This window comes from Arthrobacter sp. TE26545, assembly GCF_056279005.1.
Window position 1 is genome coordinate 839981 of record NZ_JBWBQM010000001.1, and the last position, 20949, is coordinate 860929.

Here is a 20949-nt window from a genome sequence, read left to right on the forward strand (position 1 = left end):
CCAGTTAGGCACCCGGCGGCGGCATCTGCCGCCGGGTTCCCTCTGACACAGCCCGCTGACACAGCCCGATGAACCCGCCCAACTGCTCAAGGCCCTCCGGATGGACGGGCAGGTAGTTGCTCAGTTCCGGCGAGCGGACGACGACGGCGCGCCACTGCCCGCGCGAAACCGCCACGTTGATCCGGTTCCGGGAGAGCAGGAACTCCATGCCCCGCGGCACCTCGCCGGCAGCCGAGGCCGCCATGGACACGATGACCACCGGCGCCTCCTGGCCTTGGAACTTGTCCACGGTCCCCACCCGGACGTCCTCCAGCCCGGCCGCCCGAAGTTCGCGCCGGATCAGCTGCACCTGGGCGTTGTACGCGGCCACCACCAGGATGTCCCGCTCCCCAAGTTCCCGTGGCCCACGTTCTTCCTGGGGGTCGTCCCAGCGCAGGCCGAGATGGGCCTGGACCTGCCGGACCACCTCCGCCGCTTCCTCAACCGACGAGGTCGAATTTCCGCGGTGCGGTACATAAACGCAGTCGATCCCCGGTGGGAGCCCCTCAAGGTGCCGTGCCGAGGCCGGGGGAGCGGCGTGCAGCCGTCCGTCGTAGGACAGCTCGGATACGGCGGCGCACAGTTCAGGGTGCATCCGCCATGACGTGGCCAGGAAATACCCCAGTTCCGGCGGCAAGGTGTGATGATCCCGGGACAGCCAGCCGAGGGCCGATTCGTCCACCGGCTCCGGATGCTTCCCCTGCGTGACCTGCGGTAGCTGCTGCGGGTCACCCAGCAGAAGGAGCCGCTGCGCGGCACGGCTGACCGCCATGGTGTTGGCCAGCGAGAATTGCCCTGCCTCGTCGATGACCAGCAGGTCGAGGGACCCGGGCGGCACGCCGTTGCCGGTCATGGTCCAGGCGGTACCGCCAATCAGGGCACCGCCGGGTTTGGACAGGAGGCGTTCGACGTCGGCCTTGCCGCGATGCTGCCAGGGCAGCGGATCGTCGTGCTTGACTTCCTTGGCCACCCGTCGCGGATCGACGCCCGCCTTCTCCACGGCAGCCCGCAGCATGTTCTCCACCACCGCATGCGATTGCGCGACGACCCCCACCTTCCAACCCTGCGACACGAGCCGGGCCACCACATGGGAACCCACATAGGTCTTCCCCGTCCCCGGAGGACCCTGCACGGCAAGGCAGGAATGGTCGAGGTCCACCACGGCCGCGGTGATCGCGTCGACATAGCCGTCGGGGCCCTCCGCCACCGCCGGCAGGGCGTCAAGATTCCTTAGCCGCGGAGGGCGGCGGCGGAGCAGGTCCAGGGCCGGGTCGCGCGGCCACTCCGGAAGGGAGTCCCGGAGGTCGGTGGCGAGCTGCGCCAGTGCGGCCTTCTGGCCGTCCGTGGGAATCGGCCGGTCCGGGGTCAGGGCCATGGGCAGCGCGGAAAACTCCGTGGCACCGCGCGGCAGCCGCTCGGCAATGACCACGACGTCCCGGCCGTCTGCTTCGCCGCTTTCGATCACCTCCGTGCCCGCCCAGCCGGAACGCCCCAGTGCGGACTGGAGGCCGGAGGCGTCATCCTTCTCCTGCAGCCATTCCGGCAGGGGCGGCCCGTACATCCGGAAGAACGTCCTGCCCGCGGAAAAGTCGGAACCCTCGGCGGCTCTGCCGGCCAGGCGGATAGTGCGGACAGGGTTCTTCCGCGGCCCGGGTTTCGCCCATTCCTGAAGCACTACAGCGCTTTCGGCTACGAAGACGTCCCGGGTGTCCTCCCATTCGGAGACCGGCTTGTCCAAGCGGTCGAAGTGGCCCCACCAGTACTGTTTGTCCTCGCGACGGTGGTACCCGACCGCGGCGGCAACCAAGGCAATGGCACGGCCATCGTCCGATTGGAGCTCCTCCTCCGCCAGCGTGCCCAGGTACCCCAGCAGCGCTGCTTCCTCCGGCGCGGCTTCGTAGCCGGCGGTATCCGGAGCGGCCTCCGCCGGGGACTCCGGGACCGCCGCGCCGACGTCGATGGACCGTTCCGCGGCCAGGCCGAGTAGCCAGTTGCGCAGTTCCAAGGTGGAGAGGCAGTCGTACTCGTTGTAGTCGGAGATGCTGGCTAGGATGGCGGCGGCTTCTTCCGCCTGCCCGTTGTCCCGTGCCGTGCAGTAGTTGGCGTACGCCACCACGGAGGCTCCGGCGTCGGTGACGTCCCCCGACCGCAGGTGTTCGCCCATGTAGAGGGGTTCGAGCTTCTTGATGCTGTAGGAGTTCTCGGAAATCCGCAGGCTGTGGCGCACGGTGTCGTACAGGTCCACCAGCACGCCTTCACGCAGGAGATCGTCCACCTCGGCTTCACCCATCACATGGCTCAGGGACAGCTTCCGCAGCGCTGTTTTCTCGTACGACGCGTAGTGGTAGATGTGCATGCCCGGATAGTTGGCCCGGCGTTCGGCAACGTAGTCCAGGAAGTCCCTGAAGGCCTGGCCTTCCCCGGCCCGGGTGTGCGCCCAGAACGGCCGGAACACGGGAGTCCCGCCGGGCTCTACCGGGTTTTCGACCACGCCGAACAGGTACTCCAGGCCCCACACGCCAGCGGGATCCTGCCACAGTGGATCGCCTTCGAAGTCGAAGAAGATGTCGCCGGGATCCGGTGCCGGGAGCCTGCCCAAGGTGTTGTCCGGGAGGACCGTGTAGCCCACGGACTTGGCCTCGCCCTTCTTGTCCGCGTAATGGACTATGCCGTCCGGGGTGCCCGTGCCGGTCTGCAGGCGGGCCTGTTCCCGCAACCGCAGGAAGGTGGAATCCCCGTTCGCGCCGCCACGATCGGCGGGCGCGGCGGCCAGCTGGTCGATGGTGGTGATGCCGGATTCGATCAGTTTCTTCCGCCGGCTCACGCGCATGCCGGCCACCATCAGGAGATCGCGGTGCAGCAGGACCTGCTCGGCGCAATAGTCGCAGCGGCCACAAGCGGAGTAGCGCGGATCGCCCCAGTCGACAGGCCCGACGTCGGCGATGTGACCGGCGGTCATGTCGAGGAAACGTTCGCGGCGCTCCCTGAAGACCGGAAGGATGTCCGCCAGGACATGGTCGCTGTGGATCCCGTTGCCCAGCACCAGCGTGACCGTGGGGTCGGGAATGATGCCCGCCTTGAGAAGCTGGTCGGCGTAGGCGGCCAGTTGCAGCAGCGCCGTGACCTTCGCGTGCCGGGCCAACTTGGTGTCGAATACCGCGTAGCTGTCCTCGCCGCGCTTCACCAGGAAATCCGAACGGCCGTGGAAGATGCCGTCGAAGAACGCCGCCTGGAACACTACATCCGCACCGGAGCGCAGCGCCCCGATCGATTCCGCATGCTTGGCGTGCAGGGTGGTGCGGTCCATCGCTTCGGCGGGAACGACGTCGTACACGCCCCTTCCCGTCCCCGGATCCCAGGTGCCGAATTCCGCGACGAACGTATCCAGGACCTTGTGCTCGTGGACGTCGCCGAGCGTCGCGGCGCGGTCCAGCATGGCGTCCTTCGGGAAATCCGCCGGGGCCCTGCGGCCGAGTTTCTCGTCGAGTTTCCGAAGGACCTGGTACTCGCAGGTGGCAGCGGCCACGAGGTCGCTGGCCGAAAAGACCAGGTCCCGGGGCTGGCCGGCAGTCTCCGCGTCGAGAAAGAACATTGCGCCCCCAAGGCCGTCGAACTGAGTCCATTGAAGTAAGACCGTTGAACTGATGAGGCCAAGCTATCAGCGGGGGCTGACATTATTGCGTGTCCGGACGCAGTACGACGGCGGCACCCGCCTTCCGCGAAGAAGGCGGGTGCCGCCGTCGCCGGTTATTCGGGGCCGCTCAGGCGGAGCGGCGCTACTTGGTGGGTTTCCGTGGAGTCCGGCGGGTCTTGGGGGCCGCCTTCCCCTCCGCCGCGGGCGGCATCAGGTCCCGCACCTCTGCGACAACACTCGGGTTGGCGCCGCGCTCGCTGAGGTCCTTCGCCAGGGTCTCCACCTCGGCGCTGGCGGCATGGGCGTTGTCGGCGGCCAGGTGCAGCCCCGTGCGGAACTGGACCAGCTCGCGGTATGCGAGGTTGCCCGACGGCGTTGCGGCCGCCTGGTAGCGCTCCAGCCCCGGCTGGGTGAGGGCCAATGCCCGCTCCGGGTCCGCGCTGTGGCTCTTGACCATGGTCTGGTGCTCGCGGCGGTAGAAGTCGTCGCCCACGGACTGCGCGACGGCGGTGGCGGCCTTGACGCCCAGCGGCTCGCCGGTGAAGCGCTCGGCTGCCTCCGTGAGGGCATCCAGCCCCTTGCTCAGGTACGGGGACATCGAGCCTTCGAAGGCGAGCGTGAGCCCGACCTCGCGGTTGAAGAACTGCGGTGCGAAGCGGTCCTCTTCCTTGGTCACCGGGAAGCCGACCCGCAGCGGGAACGTGTTGGACGCCTGCAGCACGCCCTCGCTGCTGTAGACGACACGGACCAGGTACTGGCCCGGCTCGTCGAACACGAAACCGCCGGTGCTGTAGGCCAGCTGGACCAGTTCGCTGAAGCGGTCCTCGCCTTCCTTGCCGCCGGCGCCGGCCGCAGGGCCGAGGGTCACCGGTTCGGGGATGCCGTAGTAGCAGACCACCGATTCGTGCAGCACGGTGGTGCCGTTCGGTTTCTGGACGTACACGGTGGTGTTGCCGTAGCGCGGGTCGAGGCGGCGGTCCAGCACCAACGGCGCGTCGCTGGTGTTCCGGAGGCGGAATTCCAAGGCCACGGGCTCCATGAAATCGAAGTGGTCCTTGCCGGTCACGGTCAGTTCCACGTCGCTGCCCGGGCCGGAGACCGTCATGGAGCCGGCAGGGGATTCCAGGTGCCCGCCCGAAGCCCACGGGTCCCCGCCCATGATCACCGAGGCGCGGTCGCCGTGGCGCATGTGCAGGAGCTCGTCGTCGTCGAAGCGGAAGCGGAAGTTCGCCCAGAATTGGTCCGCGCCGTTGCGTTGGTCGTAGCGCCAGTCGTAGTTCATCCAGGACAGCGAATCCGGGCGGGCCTTGTCCCACGAATGCAGGAAGTTGAAGGCGTGCCCGGCCTCGTGCACCCAGGTGTAGAGGTAGTGGCGCTGGGCCCAGGCCTGGTCCTGCGTGGTGGGGGTTCCGGCCACCAGGTTGGTGAACCAGGAATGGTTGCGGAACACGGCGAACCCTTGCCGGTCGGGCCCGCGGCCGGCCCCGCCAAAGCCGGCGGCGGCGTCGAACATGATGCCACCCACGCCCGCGCTGTCGAACAAGCCAGCCTGCATTCCCCAGAGGTTCCAAGCCGGCCAGCCGGAGCTGAACCGGCTGAAGGAGGTCTCCATGGCGTCGTGGAGTTCGCCGACGTTCCAGGACACGAAGGCCGGGGCGCTGTCGTCGATCACGGTGTGCACGGAATCGATCCGGACGTCCACGCCGGCGTCCCGGTAGCTGGTCCCGATGTCCAAGGTGCGTTCGGCAAGGTCCGCGGGGCGGTTGTTGTGGCTGTGGGTGTTGTAGGACGGGGCCTTGGGGTCCACGTCCACCGAACTGCAGAAGTCCACTTCCAGGTTCACGTCCCGGAAGCAATCGGACTTGTACGCGCAGGTGTAGGCGGCCTCCGGGGTGCCGCCGACGGTGAAGACCACGGTGGCGGGGTTGATGGCGCCGAAGAACCAGCCCACGGAAATCTCCACGGTGGTGGGCGGGTGGACTCCCTGCCAGTAGCGGACGGTACCGCTGATCCGCACCCGGCAACGGGTCCAGGTGACCACGGGATTGTCCACGATCCAGGACTCCAGATAGGTGGTGACCAATTGGAAGCGGCCGCCGATCCGGACAAAGCGCTTGGAGTAGATATCCCCGCTGACCTTGTTCAGCACCGGGGATTCGACGTTGGTCCGCCGGTCGATGTCCAGCCGCAGGTCCAGGGACCTGCCGATCAGCGAGGCACTGGCCTGGCCTCCTTCGTAACGTCCGCTGATGGCCGCGTTCCGCCAGCAACGCCACCAGTCGTGGTCCGGCGGAAGCGGCAACGGACCCGGCTGCGGGAAGTGGATGGGGCCGGGCAGCGGCACGGGTCCCGGAAGCGGGATCGGTCCCGGGAAGGGGCGATGGCGGCAGCGGTACAGGAAGGGGGTTGTCGGGGTTGGGCGTGTAGGACGGATCGGGCATGTTGGGGGTGTTCATCGCAGGGTCTTTTCTCGCGTGCAAGCAGTGGAACAGAATCGTTCGCCAGGGCGGCTTCGACGACGCGGAGCGGGTAACGGGAGCCCGCAGGGCGTGGCCAATGAGGGGCCGGCGGAAAGACGGTCCAGAGCGAGGCGGTGCGAGTCGGTTGGTGTCCCCAGAAACAGTCAGAAGGTGGCCCGCGCCCCGAATCCGTGAGTAACCAAGGGGAACAATACTCCAACGAATGGATTATTGAAATGGTGGGCTAGACCACGATACTTCCGGCCCTGTCCGGGCGTACGCTGAAACCATCGGCGTCGGGGCCGGGGGTCCGCGCCGATACCCATCGATCAAGGAGGACTCATGAGTGTTGTACGCGAATTCATGACCACCGATGCCCAATGCGTGAAGGAAGACCAGTCGCTGCAGGAAGCGGCCGTAATGATGCGCGATTTGGACTGTGGTTCCCTACCGATCTGCGGTAATGACGGAAAGCTCAAGGGCTTCATCACGGACCGCGACATTGTGCTCAAGTGCGTCGCCGAAGGCTGGAACGCCAGCGAGAAGCGCGCAGCCGACCTTGCCCAGGGAAAGCCCATCTGGATTGACGCCGATGCCAGCATCGACGCCGCGATCGACCTGATGGAAAAGCACCAGGTGCGCCGCCTGCCGGTCATCACCGACCACAAGTTGGTGGGCATCATCAGCCAGGGCGACATCGCCAGGAACTACTCCGAGCAGCGCGTTGGCGAGTTGGTGGAGCACATTTCCGCCAAGACCCCCATGACACCCATGGGCTGACGGAACATCTGGGCTGACGAACAATAGACCGGGCACCGTGGCGGACGCGCCGCGGTGCCTCTTACTGTCTGCTCCCTCATGGCCGGCGGATGGCAGGCGCTAGAGGAACGCCTCGCGTCCGGTGCCCTCACGCAGCACCAGCTCACCGCCTTCAACCGAAGCCAGCACGCTCTTCGGCCGGCCGTGGACCGTGATCTCGGCGGACATTTCCCGGGACGGAATCTCGACGCCGACCGTCGCCCCCTTTGCCGGCAGCTCCACGGAGATTTCGGCAGCCATCCCCAGCAGCATCTTCGTGGACGCGCCGGGTTCGTGGTGGGCTTCCTTGCCGTTGACGGTGATGGTGACGTCGTCGCCGTCGAACCCGTCCTGGAGGATAACGAGCAATTCCTGCATGGTGCGCCCCTTCCTCGCGGTGCCTTCCAACTACAGCACGCGCCGAGGCTTTTTGGTAGGGCGCGCCTTTCGGTAGGGCAAACTGTGTTGGTGACTCAAATTCCTTCCGGTACCGCAAACACCGCATCGCCCGAGGCCGCCATCCACGCCGTGATCGCCGAGGAACTCGGGGTGAAAGCCTGGCAGGTCAAGGCCGCCGTCGAACTGCTCGACGCCGGGTCCACCGTGCCGTTCATCGCCCGCTACCGCAAGGAAGTCACGGGCACCCTGGACGACACCCAGCTGCGCCAACTGGAGGAACGGCTGCGGTACCTGCGGGAGCTGGAGGAGCGCAAGCGCACTGTCCTCGAGGCGATTGCCGCCCAAGGAAAGCTGACCGCCGAGCTGGAGGCCGCCGTCGTCGCCGCGGACACCAAGGCCCGGCTTGAGGACATCTACCTGCCCTACAAATCCAAGCGCCGCACCAAGGCGCAGATCGCCCGCGAAGCCGGTCTCGAACCCCTGGCGGACGCGCTGCTCGCCGACCCCACGCTCAACCCCGAGGCCGAAGCCGCGAAATATCTCAACGCCGAGCACTCCGTTGACGACGCTTCCGCGGCGCTCGCCGGAGCCCGGTCCATTCTGGTCGAGCGCGTCTCCCAGGACGCAGACCTCGCCGAGACCCTCCGCGAGCGGCTGTGGACCCAGGGCAGCATGGTGTCCCGCGTGAAGAAGGGCATGGAGGCCCAGGGCCAAAACTTCAAGGACTACTTCGAGTTCTCCCAGCTGCCGGCCAAAATGCCCGGCCACCGGGTACTCGCGCTGCTGCGCGGCGAGAAGGAAGACGTGCTGGAACTGCAGCTCGCCGAGGCGGAACCGGCCGACGACGACGCCCTGGCCGCCGCGCGCACCCGTTACGAGAACGCCGTGGCCGCCTGCCTCGGGGTCGCCAACCGCGGCCGCGCGGCGGACAGCTGGCTGATGCAGACCGCGCAGATCGCCTGGCGGTCCCGGATCCTTGACCGGCTCGCCAACGACCTGCGCGGGCGCCTGTTCGCCCAGGCGGAGGACGAAGCCGTGCGCGTCTTCGCCGCCAACCTCCGCGACGTGCTGCTGGCCGCACCCGCCGGGAACCGTGCCACGCTGGGCCTGGACCCGGGCCTGCGCACCGGGGTGAAGGTGGCCGTCGTCGATGGCACCGGCAAGGTGGTCGCAACCGATACTGTCTACCCGCACGCACCCGCGAAGAAGTGGGACGAGGCCCTGGCGACCCTTTCGCGTTTGGTGGCGCAGCACGGCGTCGAACTCGTCGCGATCGGCAACGGCACCGCCTCCCGGGAAACCGACAAGCTCGCCGGCGAGCTCATCAAGACACTCAAAGCCGCCGGCGGTCCAGCGCTGCAAAAGCTCGTGGTCTCCGAAGCCGGGGCGTCCGTATACTCGGCGTCCGCGCTCGCCGCTGCCGAGCTGCCTGGCATGGATGTCTCCCTGCGCGGGGCCGTGTCCATCGCGCGGCGCCTGCAGGACCCGCTGGCGGAACTGGTGAAAATCGAACCGAAGTCGATCGGCGTGGGGCAGTACCAGCACGATGTCACCGCCGCGAAGCTCGACCGCTCCCTGGATGCGGTGGTGGAGGACTGTGTGAACGCCGTGGGCGTGGAGCTGAACACGGCCTCGCCGGCGCTGCTGAGCCGGGTGGCCGGCGTCGGGCCGCTGCTGAGCGAGAACATCGTGGCCTACCGGAACGAGAACGGGCCGTTCGCCAAGCGGGCCGAGCTGAAGAAGGTGCCGCGCCTGGGCGCCAAGGCCTTCGAACAGTGCGCCGGCTTCCTGCGGATCAGCGGGGGAGCCGAGCCGTTGGACGGTTCCAGCGTGCACCCCGAGGCTTATTCCGTGGCCCGGAAGATCCTGGCCGCCGCCGGTGCTGCGGGCTCGCCTGTCTCCGCGCTGGATCCGCAGGCCTTCGTGGACGGCGCCTTCGGCGTGCCGACCGTGCGGGACATCATGGCCGAACTCGAAAAGCCCGGCCGCGACCCGCGCCCTGCCTTCGTGGCCGCGAGCTTCTCCGAAGGGGTCGAGAAGATCTCCGACCTGGTTCCGGGAATGGTGCTTGAAGGGACCGTCACCAACGTGGCCGCGTTCGGGGCGTTCGTGGACGTCGGGGTGCACCAGGACGGGCTGGTCCACGTCTCGGCAATGTCCAACAAGTTCGTCTCCGACCCGCGCGAAGTGGTGAAGTCCGGCCAGGTGGTGAAGGTGAAGGTGCTTGAGGCCGACCCGGAACGGAAGCGTATTTCGTTGACCCTGAGGCTCGACGACGAACCCGGCGCCTCAGGGAGCCGCACCGGAGGCGCTTCCACCGGGCGGTCAGGCGGCCAGGAACGGCGGAACGACGGCGGCCGTTCCCAGGAGCGGGGCCAGGACCGGCGGCCCCAGCAGGGCCGTTCCCAGCAGGGCCGCCCCCAGCAGGGCCGCCCGCAACAGGCGCCGGCGGATACGGCGCTCGCCGATGCCCTGCGGAGGGCCGGCCTCGGCAAGTAACAGGGCGGCGTCGGCGGTGAGCATCATGGTTTGCCCGCCGCGGACTCCTTTTGCCACGGCCAGCGGCCGGTGATTTCCAGTTCCAAGGAGAAGCTCAGGAACGTCCGGATCGCCACGATAATGGCCAGCACGCCTACGCTCTCGAACGTGGGTGTGACGGCCACGGTGCGGATGATGTCGGCTGCGACCAGGAGCTCAAGGCCCAGCAGGATGGAACGTCCCAGCAACTGCCTGTAGGCGCGGTAGACCGAGACCTCGCCCGTGGCGCGCCGGGGCTTGTAGCCGCGCAATGCCAGCGGGATGGAGATCAATGCTCCCACCACCATCACGGCCACGCCGGCCGCGTCCATGTACGAGCCCACCGTCTCAATGATGTGTTGGAAGTCCATGGGTCCCCCTACTGTGCCGGCCGCCTGGAACTCCACAGTCTCACGGGAAGGGGCGTGGGCAGCAGGCTTTCGCGGAAGCTCGCCTCGGCTGACCGGACTGCCGCGGGGCATCTCCGGTGGCGGCGGACCATGTGCCTACAGTGGGCCCATGAGCTTCACCAGGCCCGACGCTTTCACCACCCGGCCCACCCTGCGCGGCACCTTCGGCATGGCGGCCTCCACGCACTGGCTGGCCACGGCCACGGCACAGGCGGTGCTGGAGCGCGGTGGCAACGCCTTCGATGCGGCAAGCGCCGCGGCGTTCGTGCTGCATGTGGTGGAACCGCACCTCAACGGCCCCGGCGGCGACCTGACCGCGGTCTTCAGCTCCGCCGTCGAGCCCGGAAAAGCGGTGGTCCTCATGGGGCAGGGGCCCGCACCGCAGGGGGCCACGGTGGAGCACTTCCGGGCCGAAGGGCTCAGCCTTGTCCCCGGATCCGGGGCCCTCGCCGCGGCGGTTCCGGGCGCCGTCGACGCCTGGCTTTTGCTGCTGCGGGACCACGGCAGCTGGGAGCTTGCCGAGGTACTGGATTTCGCGATCCGCTATGCGCGCGACGGGCACCCGGTGCTCGCCAGGGTGGGCGGAACGATCGCATCCGTGGCCGCGCTGTTCCGGGAGCACTGGCCCGCGTCTGCGGAGCTGTGGATGCCGGATGGCCGGATTCCGGAGGAGGGCGAACTGATCAGCAACCCCGCCTACGCCCGGACGCTGCAAAGGTTGGTCCAGGCCGGTGCCGGGTTCGGCGACGCAGCGGGTGGAACGGTGGCCCACACTCGCGAAGCAAGGATCGACGCCGCTCGCTTGGAATGGAGCGAAGGTTTCGTGGCCCGCGCCATGGTGGAGTCCGTGCGGCAGCCGCACCGCCATTCCACCGGCACGGACCACAGCGGCGTCCTGGCGCTGGCTGACCTGGAGGGGTTCAGCGCAGGCTACGAAGCGCCGGCCACCCTGGAATTCCGGGGCCACACGATCGCCAAAACCGGCCCCTGGGGCCAGGGGCCGGCGCTGCTGCAGGCCTTGGCCATCCTGGACGGTTTCGACGATGCGCGCCTGGACCCGTCCAGCGAACTCGGCGCGCACACGATCCTGGAGGCAATGAAGCTGGCTTTGGCCGACAGGGAAGCCTATTACGGCGACGGCGATGTGCCCCTGGACGAGCTCCTGTCACCGGCTTATGCGGAGACCCGGCGGGCGTTGATCACCGAAAACGCGTCGCACGAGTTCCGGCCGGGCCGCATCCCGGGGCGGGAGGCCTACATTCCCGAATTGCGCACCGACGGCAGCGAGTCCGCGGCCGGAACCGGCGAGCCTACGGTGCCGCCCTCGGGGGAGACCCGCGGCGACACCTGCCACCTCGACGTCGTGGACCGCTGGGGCAACATGGTGTCCGCGACGCCGTCCGGTGGTTGGCTGCAGTCTTCGCCGGCCATTCCCGAACTGGGTTTCTGCCTGGGCACCCGCCTGCAGATGACCTGGCTGGAACCCGGAACGCCGTCCACGTTGACGCCCGGCAAACGACCGCGCACCACGCTCACGCCCACACTGGTGCTGCGCGACGGCGCGGCTATTGCAGCGCTCGGTTCGCCCGGCGGCGACCAGCAGGACCAATGGCAGCTGCCGTACCTGCTGCGGACCATCGTCGGCGGATACACACCGCAGCAGGCAATCGACGCACCTGCATTCCACACCACTTCCATGCCCGGATCGTTCTGGCCGCGCACCTGGGAACCTGGCGGCGCCGTCGTCGAGGACCGGCTGGGCGAAGAGGTGGTCTCAGGGCTAGAGCGCCGCGGACACCGGATCACCCGCGCAGGGGACTGGATGCTGGGACGCCTGTCCGTCGTCGTGCGCGATCCGGTGAGCGGTGTGTTGCAGGCGGCCGCGAACCCGCGGGGCGCGCAGGGGTACGCTGCCGGGCGGTAGCGGGCGCCTTTTCGGGAGTGTCCGCCGTCGGGGGTGTCCGGCGCCGGGAGTGTCCGGCGCTAGAGAGCCGGATCCGGGACCGGGAAGAAGACCCGCGGATCCTGGAGCAATGCCGGGTTGGCGAGGTCTGAGCGTTCCAGGACCTGGCTGAGCTCGAAGTTGCGGCCGAAGCGTCCGTCGTCCAGGGTGATCGGCCGCCCGACGACCCTGCCGAGGGCCAGGGTGTGCCCGTCCTCCAGCGGTACGAGCACCGGAGTCTTGCCCGGAAGGGTACGGAAGGTCTCTTCCTGGCGCTTGCGCTTCGCGGTGGGCTTTTTGAGCAGGCGCTGCGGTTCCTTGCGGGCAGGCTTGGCCGTGCCTTCCGCGTTTTCCTCCACGTCCTCCGCCGGGCTCCCGACGGCGGACGCCTCGCCTTTCGCCGCAGCCTTGCCGACGGCGGGGAGGCCCACGGTGCGGAGCTTTTCGGGGTCGTTTCCGGTGTGGGCGGAGCGGACCACCCAGAGGAAGTCCTCTTCGGGGTCTTCCGGGATCAGGTCTATGGAGGGTTCTGGCCAGACGAATTCCAGTCCGGCCGGGGTTCCGGAGAAGGCCTCGCCGTAGAAGCGGGCATCCTTCTGGATCAGTTTGGACCGGTGGCTCAGGTGAAGGTCGGATTCGCCGAGCCATTGGGGCATCGGAATCTTGGCGGCGTAGTCCGGGTGCGCTGCTTGGGGGGCGAATTCGGTGATGTCGGCGCGGAGCTTGTCCGGGTTGCCGCGGGACTCCCATTCGTCGACCATTGCCAGGCCGTACAAGGTGAGGGCGGGGACATGGCCCATCCACATCCGGATGGCGGGGTGGCTCAGGCGGCCGAACTCGGGGATGACCAGGGTGCGCAGGATCTGCAGGACCTCGGCGCGCTGCTTGCCCAGCCGGTCGGTGTCCAGGGCGGCGGCGCTTTGCTTGAAATCAGGGAAGGGGAGGAAGGTCTGCATCCCTTTAGTTTGAGGGTGGGGCTGGCTTCGAACCAAGTCGGGCGCAGGTGCCTGCCGGCCTTGAGGATGAGGTGTTCGGCGATCTTGAAGAGGGTGTCCCACTTTCGACGATGTTTTTTGGCCGCTCGGAGGTGCTGCTGGGCAAGAACGTATTGCTGAACCGATGCCCGAGTGCTCAGCAGCGGAAGTAGTGGTTTTGGCGTGGTTGTTGGTGGGGGTCGATGTGGGGTGGCGGGATGAACCAGGGCACGCCGGCGCGGAGGTGGATGGTCCATTGTTCTTTGTGGATGACGTGGTGGTGGTGGCTGCAGAGCAGGGTGCCGTTGTCGGCGTTGGTGGGTCCTCCGTGTGACCAGTAGGTGATGTGGTGGGTTTCGCACCAGGGGCGGGGATGGTGCAGCCGGGGAAGGCGCAGCCTTGGTCGCGGGCGGTGATGGCTTTGCGGATGCCGGGAGGGAAGAGCCGGCCGGCGCGTCCGATGTCCAGGATTTGTCCTCCTCCGCCGAGGACGGCGGGGAGGATGTCGGCGTCGCAGGCGAGTTTGCGCAGGACAACGGCGGGGACGGGGCCGGTGAAGGTGTAGTTCCCGGTGCCGGGGGCTGTGTTTGCGGTGCCGGTGGTTTTGTCCGTGAGTGAGTCCAGGAGGTGCCGGTAGTCGATGGTGGCGGTGATTTGGGGACGGTGGCCGCCGGCGGTGGGGAGTGTGCCGGTGGTGAGGGCGGCTTTGCAGGCGCTGATGAGTCCGTCGAGGAGTTTCTGGGGGCGGGAGCGCCGGTCGAGAGTGTCGTGATCGGAGTCCGTGGCGGCACCGTCGCCGGTTCCGCGATCTGTTCCGGATGTGGTTTTGGTGCGGGGGTTGGTGGCAGTGTTCATGACGGTAAGCAGGTGTTCGTACTGGTCCTGGGTGGCGAAGATTTCGAGGTGGTTCAGTCCGTGTTTGGAGCGGCGGAGGAAGGCGCCTTGGGTGTGGCGGAGTTCTTCGTCGCTGGGTTCGTGGCCGTCGGGGTCCAGGGCTTCGGCCCAGCGCCGGGCGAGGCGGGTGAGGAAGTCGGGGTCGTGGTGTTCGGCGGTGTCGGTGAGTTTGTGTTCCAGGGCCGTGAGGATTTCCGGGGCTGTGGTGCGGGGAGCTTTGCCCAGGGTCAGGGCGATGATCGTGGCTGAGCGGGTGCTGATGGTGCCGGCGGCCAAGGCTGCGGCGAGGTGCTCGTGGGCCGGTTCGGCCGGCTGGCCGGTGATGGTGTGGCGGGGCAGGGTGGTGGCGGCAAGTGCGAGGCGGCGGCGGGCTTCGGCGGCGCTGATGCGTAGCAGCACGCGCAGGTATTCGGTGCTGGTGCGGAACTCCGCGGCCAGCCCGGCCCGGGCGGTGTCAGCGCCGGCGGTGGCGCCGGATTGCCCGGCGCCGGTCCCGCGGGCACTGGCTTGCCGGGCAGCACCGGGCTGCTGGGCGCCGCCGGCCTGCTGGGCGCCGCCGGTGGTGCCGTCGTCGGGCAGTGCGGTGGTGGCGTGCCAGCCGGTCGTCCAGCCGGCGGGTGCCGCGGCGGGCCTGGCTGCGTGGGTCCTGAGCCGGTCCAGTTGCCCGGCGGCCACGATCTGCAGGTATTCAACGGTCCGGGAGAGTTCCTCGACCCGGGTGGCGAACAGGGCGGATTCATCCAGGCCGAGGTTTCGGACGGCGTCGGCCGTGTCATCCGCCAACGAACGCGCATTACCGAGCAAGCCGTCAATCCCAAGCGGATCCGGCACGGCGACGGGCGGCACCGGGGCCGAAACCCGGTCCCTCCACCGTTCCAGCTGCGCGATTGCCTCCATAACCCGACTCTGCCAGAGGGCTACGACAAAATAGCGCTCCACATCAATGCGCGCTGATTTTGGCAGAGGCGAGCCGAGAGGCGGACCCTGATCCGAGCCCTCCCAAGCTCGGCCAGCGGCTCCGCAGGCTAGCGACCAGCCTGCTCCCAGCCCTCCCAAGCTCGGCCCGCCCCCTTGCCCGGAACCCTCGCAGGCTACTCTTGTCGGGTGGAAACAAATGGCGCGAACTCTGTACTTCCGGTGGCCGAACTGCACCTGCACATCGAGGGGACGCTCCAGCCGGAGTTGATCTTCGCCCTCGCGGAGCGGAACGGCATCGAGCTCCCCTATGCGGACCTGGATGAGCTTCGCTCACGCTACGAATTCACGGACCTGCAGTCTTTCCTCGACCTCTATTACGCCAACATGGCCGTGCTGCGCACCGAGCAGGACTTCGCGGATATGACCCGCGCCTACCTGGCCCGCGCGTCCGCGGGCGGCGTACGGCACGTCGAGGTCATGATGGACCCGCAGGCCCACCTTTCCCGCGGCGTTTCCCTCGAGACATGCGTCAACGGCGTTGCCTCGGCGCTCGCGACGTCGGAGGAAGAGTTCGGCGTCTCGACCCTCCTGATTGCCGCTTTCCTGAGGGACCTGCCCGAAGAGGACGCCTTGGAAGTCCTGGAACAGTTGCTGGCCATGAACGCCCCGATCGCCGGCATCGGCCTGGATTCTGCCGAGGTGGGCAATCCGCCGTCGAAATTCGTCCGCCTGTATCAGCGCGCAACGGAAGCCGGCTTGCACCGGATCGCCCACGCGGGCGAGGAGGGGCCGGCGTCGTACATCACCGACTCCCTGGACCTGCTGGGTGTGGAACGGATCGACCACGGCATCCGCTGCATGGAGGACCCTGAACTGGTAGGGCGGCTTGTGGAGGAACAGATCCCGCTGACGGTCTGCCCGCTGTCCAACGTACGGCTGCGCGCCGTGGACACACTCGCTGACCACCCCTTGCCGACGATGCTGTCCGCAGGCCTGAACGTCAGCGTGAATTCGGATGATCCCGCCTATTTCGGCGGCTACGTCGACGACAATTTCACCCAGCTCGCAGCGGTCCACGGCCTGACGGCGGCCGAACAATCGACGCTGGCGGCAAACTCCATCCGTTCCTCGTTCGCGTCGGAGGCCCGCAAGGCCGAGTTGCTCGGTGAAGTGCGGGTGTGGGAAGCGGCTGCGCAAAGGTCGTAGGGGCCGCACGAACGTGCCGGCCGAACACCCAAACCAACAGCTACCCGAGACTCTGCAATCACTTCACCGCCGAACCCCGTAACAGTGGGTCACGACACACGGAGTTAACCCGTAACGGTACCCGGAATTTACAGAAGCTTGGCAGACTGCAAACAAATACCCGCCGCTGAAGGAGCCACATGGCCAAGACTGCCGCCGACACCAGCATCGTCCGTCTCAAGACCGTCCTCGACGTACTCGCCGAGGGAACCTGGTCCGAAACCTCACTGAATGCCGGCGAAGTCCTGGCCGAAGCAGCCTCGCGCGTCCCCTTCAGCGACCACGAGTCCGAGCTCCTTAGCGGCGGCATCCCGCGCGGCCACAAGGGCCTGACCACGGCCACCTCCAAGCTGGTCAAGGCCGGCTGGCTGGTCAAGGGCCGTTCCGGTTGGACCATCACCGACGACGGGCTGCGCGCCACGGTCGCCTTCGCCAAGCCGGAGGAATTCGCCGCAGCTCTCGCCGAAGGCACCCCGGTCCCGGAAGACACTCCGTTGCCGGAAGCCCCCAAGAAGCCGGCCGCCAAGAAGCCCGCCGCGAAGCGGACGGCAAGTAAGCCCGCCGCAAGCAAGGCGAAGACGGCAGTCACCGCGGCCGAAAGCACCCCGGAAAGCACGACGGCGGCAGAAGCCCCCACGAAGAAGGCCCCTGCCGCGAAGGAGCCGAAGCTCGAGCAGCCCTCCGCCGTCGCCGTCGCCGGTGACTTCAGTACCCTCCTGGGCGCACCGGAGGACTGGGCCCCGCAGCACGACCAAGTCCAGATGAAGTACAACGCCCGCAAGAAGGTCTGGTCGCTCACCGCCGAACTGCCCGCCGGGTTCTACACCTACAAGATCGCGCTGAACCGTGCGTGGGATGAAAACTACGGCGCGTTCGGTGTCCGGGACGGTGCCAACCACGAGCTGCACCACGACGGCGGCAAGGTCACCTTTACCTACAGCCACGCCACCCGGGACATCGTCACGAGCTAGTCCGGCTTGCCCCTGCCAGTTCAGCTGCCGCTGCTAGTTTTGCCAGCCTTCCTCCAGGCCACCCTTCTGCCGCAGCCGGCCGTCCCTGCCGAGTTCCAGCACGGTGTCGATTCCCAGCCGTTCAAGGAAGGCGAAGTCGTGGCTGACGATCAGCACGGCGCCGCGGTAGGCATCCAGGGCCTCGGCGAGCTGCTCCACGCTGGGGATGTCCAGGTTGTTGGTGGGTTCGTCGAGCACGAGCAGCTGCGCCGGCGGCTCGGCCAGGAGGAGTTTCGCCAGGCTCACCCGGAAGCGTTCGCCGCCGGAGAGCGTCCCCACCGGGCGGTCCGCCGCGGGGCCGCGCAGCAGTAGGCGTGCCAGCTGGTTGCGGATGGTTCCCGTCGGCGTCGATGGTGCCACGGACTGCACGTTCTCCAGGGCGCTCGCGCCGTCGTCGAGCCCGTCCAGGCGCTGCGGAAGGTACCCGACGCGGTCGGTCAGCAGCACTCCCTCCGCTTGCGTGCCGGCGGAACCGTCGACGACGGCGGAACCGTCCGCCGTCGAGCTGCCGGCCAGCATGCGCATCAGGAGGGTGGACTTGCCGGCACCGTTCGGGCCCACCAGCGCAAGCCGCTCCGGTCCTTGGATGACGAAGCTCCGGCCATCGGAACGCAGTTCCGCGATCCGTTTGCCCCGTGGCACCTGCGGATCCGGCAGCACCAGATTGATGTGCTGCTCTTCCCGGACCCGTGCGTCTGCGGCGTCGACTGCGGCTTGTGCGGCGGAGATCTTGCCGTCCAGGGTGCCGCGAAGGTTCCCCGCCGAGACCTGGGCCCGGCTTGCCCGGTTGCCGGCCAGGATCTTGGGTATGCCGCCGTCTTTTTGGGTCTTCTTGGCTGTCCGTTCCCGGCGTGCCAGCTTGGTTTCGGCCTCGATGCGCTGCCTTTTCTCCACCTTGAGCGCCTGCTGGGCAGATTGTGCGGCCTGCACGGCTGCGGCCTGTTCCTGTTCCCGGTAGGACTTCCATGCGCTGTACGGGCCGCCGAAGGTTTCAAGTTCTCCGGCATGCAGCTCGGTGGTGTTGTCCATGTGCTCCAGGAGCTCCAGGTCGTGGCTCACCACAATCAAGGTGCCCGGCCATTCGTCCACCATGCTGGTCAGTTGGCGGCGGGTGGCGCGGTCGAGGTTGTTGGTGGGTTCGTCCAGCAAGGTGATGGGGGTTCTCCGGATCCGCAGGCCCGTGACGGCGATGAGCATCGCCTCGCCGCCGGAAACCTCGGCGACACGGCGGTGGAGGTCCTCGGAGGAGAAACCGATCCGCTGCAGAGCCTCCTCGGCACGGGATTCGATATCCCAGTCGTCGCCCACCGCATCGAAATGCTCCTGGCTGACGTCCCCGGATTCGATGGCCGCGATCGCGCTGAGGATCCGCTCGATGCCAAGCAGCCCGGCCACCGTGGTGTCGCTGCGCAGGGTGAGGTTCTGCGGCAGGTAGCCCACCTCGCCGCTGCGCTCCAGCCTGCCGGCACTGGGAAGCAAGTGCCCGGCCACGAGCTTGAGCAGCGTGGACTTTCCAGCGCCGTTGCGCCCCACCAAGCCGGTACGCCCGGGATTGAAGGAGCCGTTGAGCTGCGAGAGCGCCGGGGATCCGTCGGGCCAGTTGAAACTGAGGTCGTGAAGGGTAATGGCTGATTTCATGGAGTGGTCTTTCGTCCTGGCTTGAAATCCGGCTGCAGAAATGTGCCAGGGCACCTTGCCGGATGATGGCTCGAATCAAGGGGCGGGACGTTCCGGTTCCCCGGAGAAACGCGTCAAATGGAGGACGCGTCGGGGATGTAAGAGGGAGGGGCGCATGCCGGTTGAGCTGAAGTTTTTGGATATACCCCGGTGCGCGAAACGCTGCGGGTGCTCAGGAAGGGCGATGGCCACCGGAACGCCGGCGGCTAGATTCTGTCGACCTCAATTTCCATGCCCTCGAGGCTACCACAGCTGCTATTGCACCCGTTCCCACGCCTCCACGGGGCCGTCCAGGACGAAGAACAGCGGGTGTGGCGCGGGTTCCGTTTCCGACCAACGATGCGCATCCTCGGGGCTGCGCCGCTGCAGCTTCGCGCCCAGGTGCTGCCACTCGTAGTCCAGCTGGCCGCGGCTGACAGGAATGCGCCCGGAGAATGACCCTGGTTCCAGGATCCGGCCGGCGTCGAAGTTGTAGCCCCGTGCCGTCGCCTCCGCGGCGATGCCGCTGAGATAGGAGCCGACGGCGGCAAGCGGCTCCGCGTCCGCACGGAACCGGACGAGCTGCGGATGGTTCTGGTAGCCCTTGGTGCGGCGGGCGAGTACCGCTTGCGCGAGCAGGGTTTCGCGCCAGCACGCCACGAGGCCGGCCCGGTCCAGCTGGCTCGGGTGAAGGGACCAGATCCTCATCGCGCTCTTTCCGTCATGGCTCGCAGCTTAGCCTGCAGGTACTCCCGGATTCGTGTGTCGCCGCTCAGCCCGATGGCTATGCGCAGGCAGTCCGCAGCGCCATCCGGATCGCCGGCTGACTCAAAGGCACCGGCCCGGGCGGCGAAGTAGGGCTGGAAACTTTCGCAGCTTGCCGGCTGGGCTGCAGCGATCGCGTCCAGGCGTCTCAACTGGGCCAGCGGTCCATCGAGCCGGCCGATTACGGCGGCCTGGGCCACGAGAGATCCCAGTGTGGGCGCCACGGTATTCAGCGCCGCGTACAGCGTGCCCAGGGCTGTCCAGTCGGTCCGGCCGCTCCGGGAACGCGCCGCATGCACGGACTGGATGGCCGCCTCCAACTGGAAGCGGCCCGGCCCGCGGACAGATGAAAGACCGCTGGATCCAGCAAGCCCAGGGGAAGCCGTAACCAGCGCCGACGCCCGTTGTAGGTATCCCTCGGCACGACGAATCAGCACGGTATTCCAGCTTCCCGGATCCTGTTCCTCCAAGGGCACGTAGCTCCCGCCGAGAGGCCGGGAGAGCAGGTAGGCAGCCAGGGCCGCCAGCGCCCACGCCTCCGGTTCCGTCCCCAAGCTGCTGGCAACGAGCTCGGCCAGGAACAGCCCCTCGGCGAGCGACGGGCGGGAACCCGCGCCGCCGTCGTCGGGCGGCCCCTCGTCGGGCGCCGCAGAACCAGCGGAAAGCGCCGGAATCGCCAGGCACCCGTACACCGCCTCCAGTACGGGCGGCAGCCGTTCCGGCAAGACCTCGGGACCGGGGAGTTCGAACGGGATCCGTGCATCCCGGATGCGCCGTTTCGCCCGGACCAGGCGCTGGGCCATGGCGGCCGGCGGGACGGCGAACGCCGCGGCGATCTGTGCGGCGTCGAAGCCGAGGACCGTCTGCAGCATGAGGGGAGCGCGGATGTCCTCCGCGATGGCGGGGTGCGCGCAGACCAGCATGAGCGGCAAGCGCTGATCGGGGAACGTTGAATCGGGGAACGTCGAACCGTCAGTGTCGTTCATGGCAGGCTCCGGAAGAGAATCCAGGGGAGTGGAGAGCCGGTGCCGGGCGGACTTCCATTCGTCGCGCTGCCGGTTCCGGGCCACGGTCAGCAGCCAGGCTTCGGGCCGCTCCGGCACACCGTCGGTGGGCCAGCGCCGCAGGGCCTGTTCGAAGGCGTCGGCCAGCGCGTCCTCGGCGAGGAGCACGTCTCCGGTGCCGCTTGCGAGGATGGCGAGCAGGCGGCCGTACGACGCGCGGGCGGCCAGTTCCGAGGCCGCCCGCGCGCCGCCGTTGTCGTCTGTCCCTGGCGCTCGGGTCACGGG

The 20949-nt window shown here is 67.9% G+C and carries 14 protein-coding genes and 1 pseudogene; 5 read left to right on the forward strand and 10 right to left on the reverse strand.

Annotation, left to right across the window (positions count from 1 at the left end):
• Nucleotides 1–4 precede the first annotated feature (4 nt).
• Nucleotides 5–3631, reverse strand: a complete 3627-nt coding sequence (locus ACZ9CK_RS03735) for a TM0106 family RecB-like putative nuclease (RefSeq protein WP_476049279.1) — start codon at nt 3629–3631, stop codon at nt 5–7.
• Between the two features lie 184 nt (nt 3632–3815).
• A complete protein-coding gene (locus ACZ9CK_RS03740) occupies nt 3816–6017 on the reverse strand; it encodes a hypothetical protein (RefSeq protein ID WP_476049280.1) in 2202 nt (733 codons plus the stop codon).
• Between the two features lie 457 nt (nt 6018–6474).
• On the opposite strand from ACZ9CK_RS03740, the gene ACZ9CK_RS03745 reads away from it, so the two are divergent.
• Nucleotides 6475–6912, forward strand: a complete 438-nt coding sequence (locus tag ACZ9CK_RS03745; protein WP_426302414.1) for a CBS domain-containing protein — start codon at nt 6475–6477, stop codon at nt 6910–6912.
• Nucleotides 6913–7011: 99 nt separating this feature from the next.
• On the opposite strand, the gene ACZ9CK_RS03750 is transcribed toward ACZ9CK_RS03745, so the two are convergent.
• The gene (locus ACZ9CK_RS03750) at nt 7012–7308 is read right to left on the reverse strand and encodes a hypothetical protein (RefSeq protein ID WP_426302415.1); all 297 of its coding nucleotides are present in this window, start codon (nt 7306–7308) and stop codon (nt 7012–7014) included.
• Between the two features lie 90 nt (nt 7309–7398).
• On the opposite strand from ACZ9CK_RS03750, the gene ACZ9CK_RS03755 reads away from it, so the two are divergent.
• Entirely contained in the window at nt 7399–9828 is a 2430-nt protein-coding gene (locus ACZ9CK_RS03755; RefSeq protein WP_476049281.1) for a Tex family protein, read from the forward strand.
• A gap of 23 nt (nt 9829–9851) precedes the next feature.
• Here the strand turns inward: ACZ9CK_RS03755 and ACZ9CK_RS03760 are convergent, their stop codons facing one another.
• A complete protein-coding gene (locus ACZ9CK_RS03760) occupies nt 9852–10217 on the reverse strand; it encodes a DUF1622 domain-containing protein (RefSeq protein WP_426302417.1) in 366 nt (121 codons plus the stop codon).
• Nucleotides 10218–10365: 148 nt separating this feature from the next.
• Here ACZ9CK_RS03760 and ACZ9CK_RS03765 point away from each other — a divergent pair, with 148 nt between their 5' ends.
• On the forward strand, nt 10366–12180 hold the full coding sequence (locus tag ACZ9CK_RS03765; RefSeq protein ID WP_476049282.1) for a gamma-glutamyltransferase family protein: 1815 nt from the start codon (nt 10366–10368) through the stop codon (nt 12178–12180).
• A gap of 59 nt (nt 12181–12239) precedes the next feature.
• Here the strand turns inward: ACZ9CK_RS03765 and ACZ9CK_RS03770 are convergent, their stop codons facing one another.
• From ACZ9CK_RS03770 to ACZ9CK_RS03780, 3 genes and pseudogenes are all read right to left on the reverse strand, one after another.
• Nucleotides 12240–13154 carry an MSMEG_6728 family protein gene (locus ACZ9CK_RS03770; protein WP_426302419.1) on the reverse strand — a complete coding sequence of 305 codons (915 nt, stop codon included), beginning with the start codon at nt 13152–13154 and terminating at the stop codon, nt 12240–12242.
• 175 nt (nt 13155–13329) lie between these two features.
• The gene (locus ACZ9CK_RS03775) at nt 13330–13689 is read right to left on the reverse strand and encodes an HNH endonuclease (RefSeq protein ID WP_476050851.1); all 360 of its coding nucleotides are present in this window, start codon (nt 13687–13689) and stop codon (nt 13330–13332) included.
• A pseudogene (locus tag ACZ9CK_RS03780) lies at nt 13635–14963 on the reverse strand (DUF222 domain-containing protein); the annotation flags it as partial. The gene ACZ9CK_RS03775 and the pseudogene ACZ9CK_RS03780, both read right to left, overlap by 55 nt.
• Nucleotides 14964–15170: 207 nt before the next feature.
• Between ACZ9CK_RS03780 and ACZ9CK_RS03785 the strand changes: the two are divergent.
• Nucleotides 15171–16190 carry an adenosine deaminase gene (locus tag ACZ9CK_RS03785; RefSeq protein ID WP_476049283.1) on the forward strand — a complete coding sequence of 340 codons (1020 nt, stop codon included), beginning with the start codon at nt 15171–15173 and terminating at the stop codon, nt 16188–16190.
• A 179-nt stretch (nt 16191–16369) separates the two neighbouring features.
• Nucleotides 16370–17200 (forward strand): pullulanase X25 domain-containing protein, encoded by an 831-nt coding sequence (locus ACZ9CK_RS03790; RefSeq protein WP_476049284.1) that lies wholly within the window; start codon nt 16370–16372, stop codon nt 17198–17200.
• A gap of 33 nt (nt 17201–17233) precedes the next feature.
• On the opposite strand, the gene ACZ9CK_RS03795 is transcribed toward ACZ9CK_RS03790, so the two are convergent.
• From ACZ9CK_RS03795 to ACZ9CK_RS03805, 3 genes are all read right to left on the reverse strand, one after another.
• Nucleotides 17234–18877, reverse strand: a complete 1644-nt coding sequence (locus ACZ9CK_RS03795) for an ABC-F family ATP-binding cassette domain-containing protein (RefSeq protein WP_476049285.1) — start codon at nt 18875–18877, stop codon at nt 17234–17236.
• A gap of 294 nt (nt 18878–19171) precedes the next feature.
• Complete coding sequence (locus ACZ9CK_RS03800) at nt 19172–19603, reverse strand: pyrimidine dimer DNA glycosylase/endonuclease V (protein ID WP_476049286.1); 432 nt, start codon at nt 19601–19603, stop codon at nt 19172–19174.
• Entirely contained in the window at nt 19600–20946 is a 1347-nt protein-coding gene (locus ACZ9CK_RS03805; protein WP_476049287.1) for an RNA polymerase sigma factor, read from the reverse strand. Before ACZ9CK_RS03805 ends, ACZ9CK_RS03800 begins: the two co-directional genes overlap by 4 nt.
• Nucleotides 20947–20949: the final 3 nt, after the last annotated feature.

Bases quoted from the DNA above. Each gene is read 5' to 3' on its own strand.
- ACZ9CK_RS03750 (WP_426302415.1), bottom strand. From the start codon at position 7,308: ATGCAGGAATTGCTCGTTATCCTCCAGGACGGGTTCGACGGCGACGAC.
- ACZ9CK_RS03800 (WP_476049286.1), bottom strand. From the start codon at position 19,603: ATGAGGATCTGGTCCCTTCACCCGAGCCAGCTGGACCGGGCCGGCCTC.
- ACZ9CK_RS03795 (WP_476049285.1), bottom strand. From the start codon at position 18,877: ATGAAATCAGCCATTACCCTTCACGACCTCAGTTTCAACTGGCCCGAC.
- ACZ9CK_RS03735 (WP_476049279.1), bottom strand. From the start codon at position 3,631: ATGTTCTTTCTCGACGCGGAGACTGCCGGCCAGCCCCGGGACCTGGTC.
- ACZ9CK_RS03765 (WP_476049282.1), top strand. From the start codon at position 10,366: ATGAGCTTCACCAGGCCCGACGCTTTCACCACCCGGCCCACCCTGCGC.
- ACZ9CK_RS03790 (WP_476049284.1), top strand. From the start codon at position 16,370: ATGGCCAAGACTGCCGCCGACACCAGCATCGTCCGTCTCAAGACCGTC.
- ACZ9CK_RS03770 (WP_426302419.1), bottom strand. From the start codon at position 13,154: ATGCAGACCTTCCTCCCCTTCCCTGATTTCAAGCAAAGCGCCGCCGCC.
- ACZ9CK_RS03760 (WP_426302417.1), bottom strand. From the start codon at position 10,217: ATGGACTTCCAACACATCATTGAGACGGTGGGCTCGTACATGGACGCG.
- ACZ9CK_RS03745 (WP_426302414.1), top strand. From the start codon at position 6,475: ATGAGTGTTGTACGCGAATTCATGACCACCGATGCCCAATGCGTGAAG.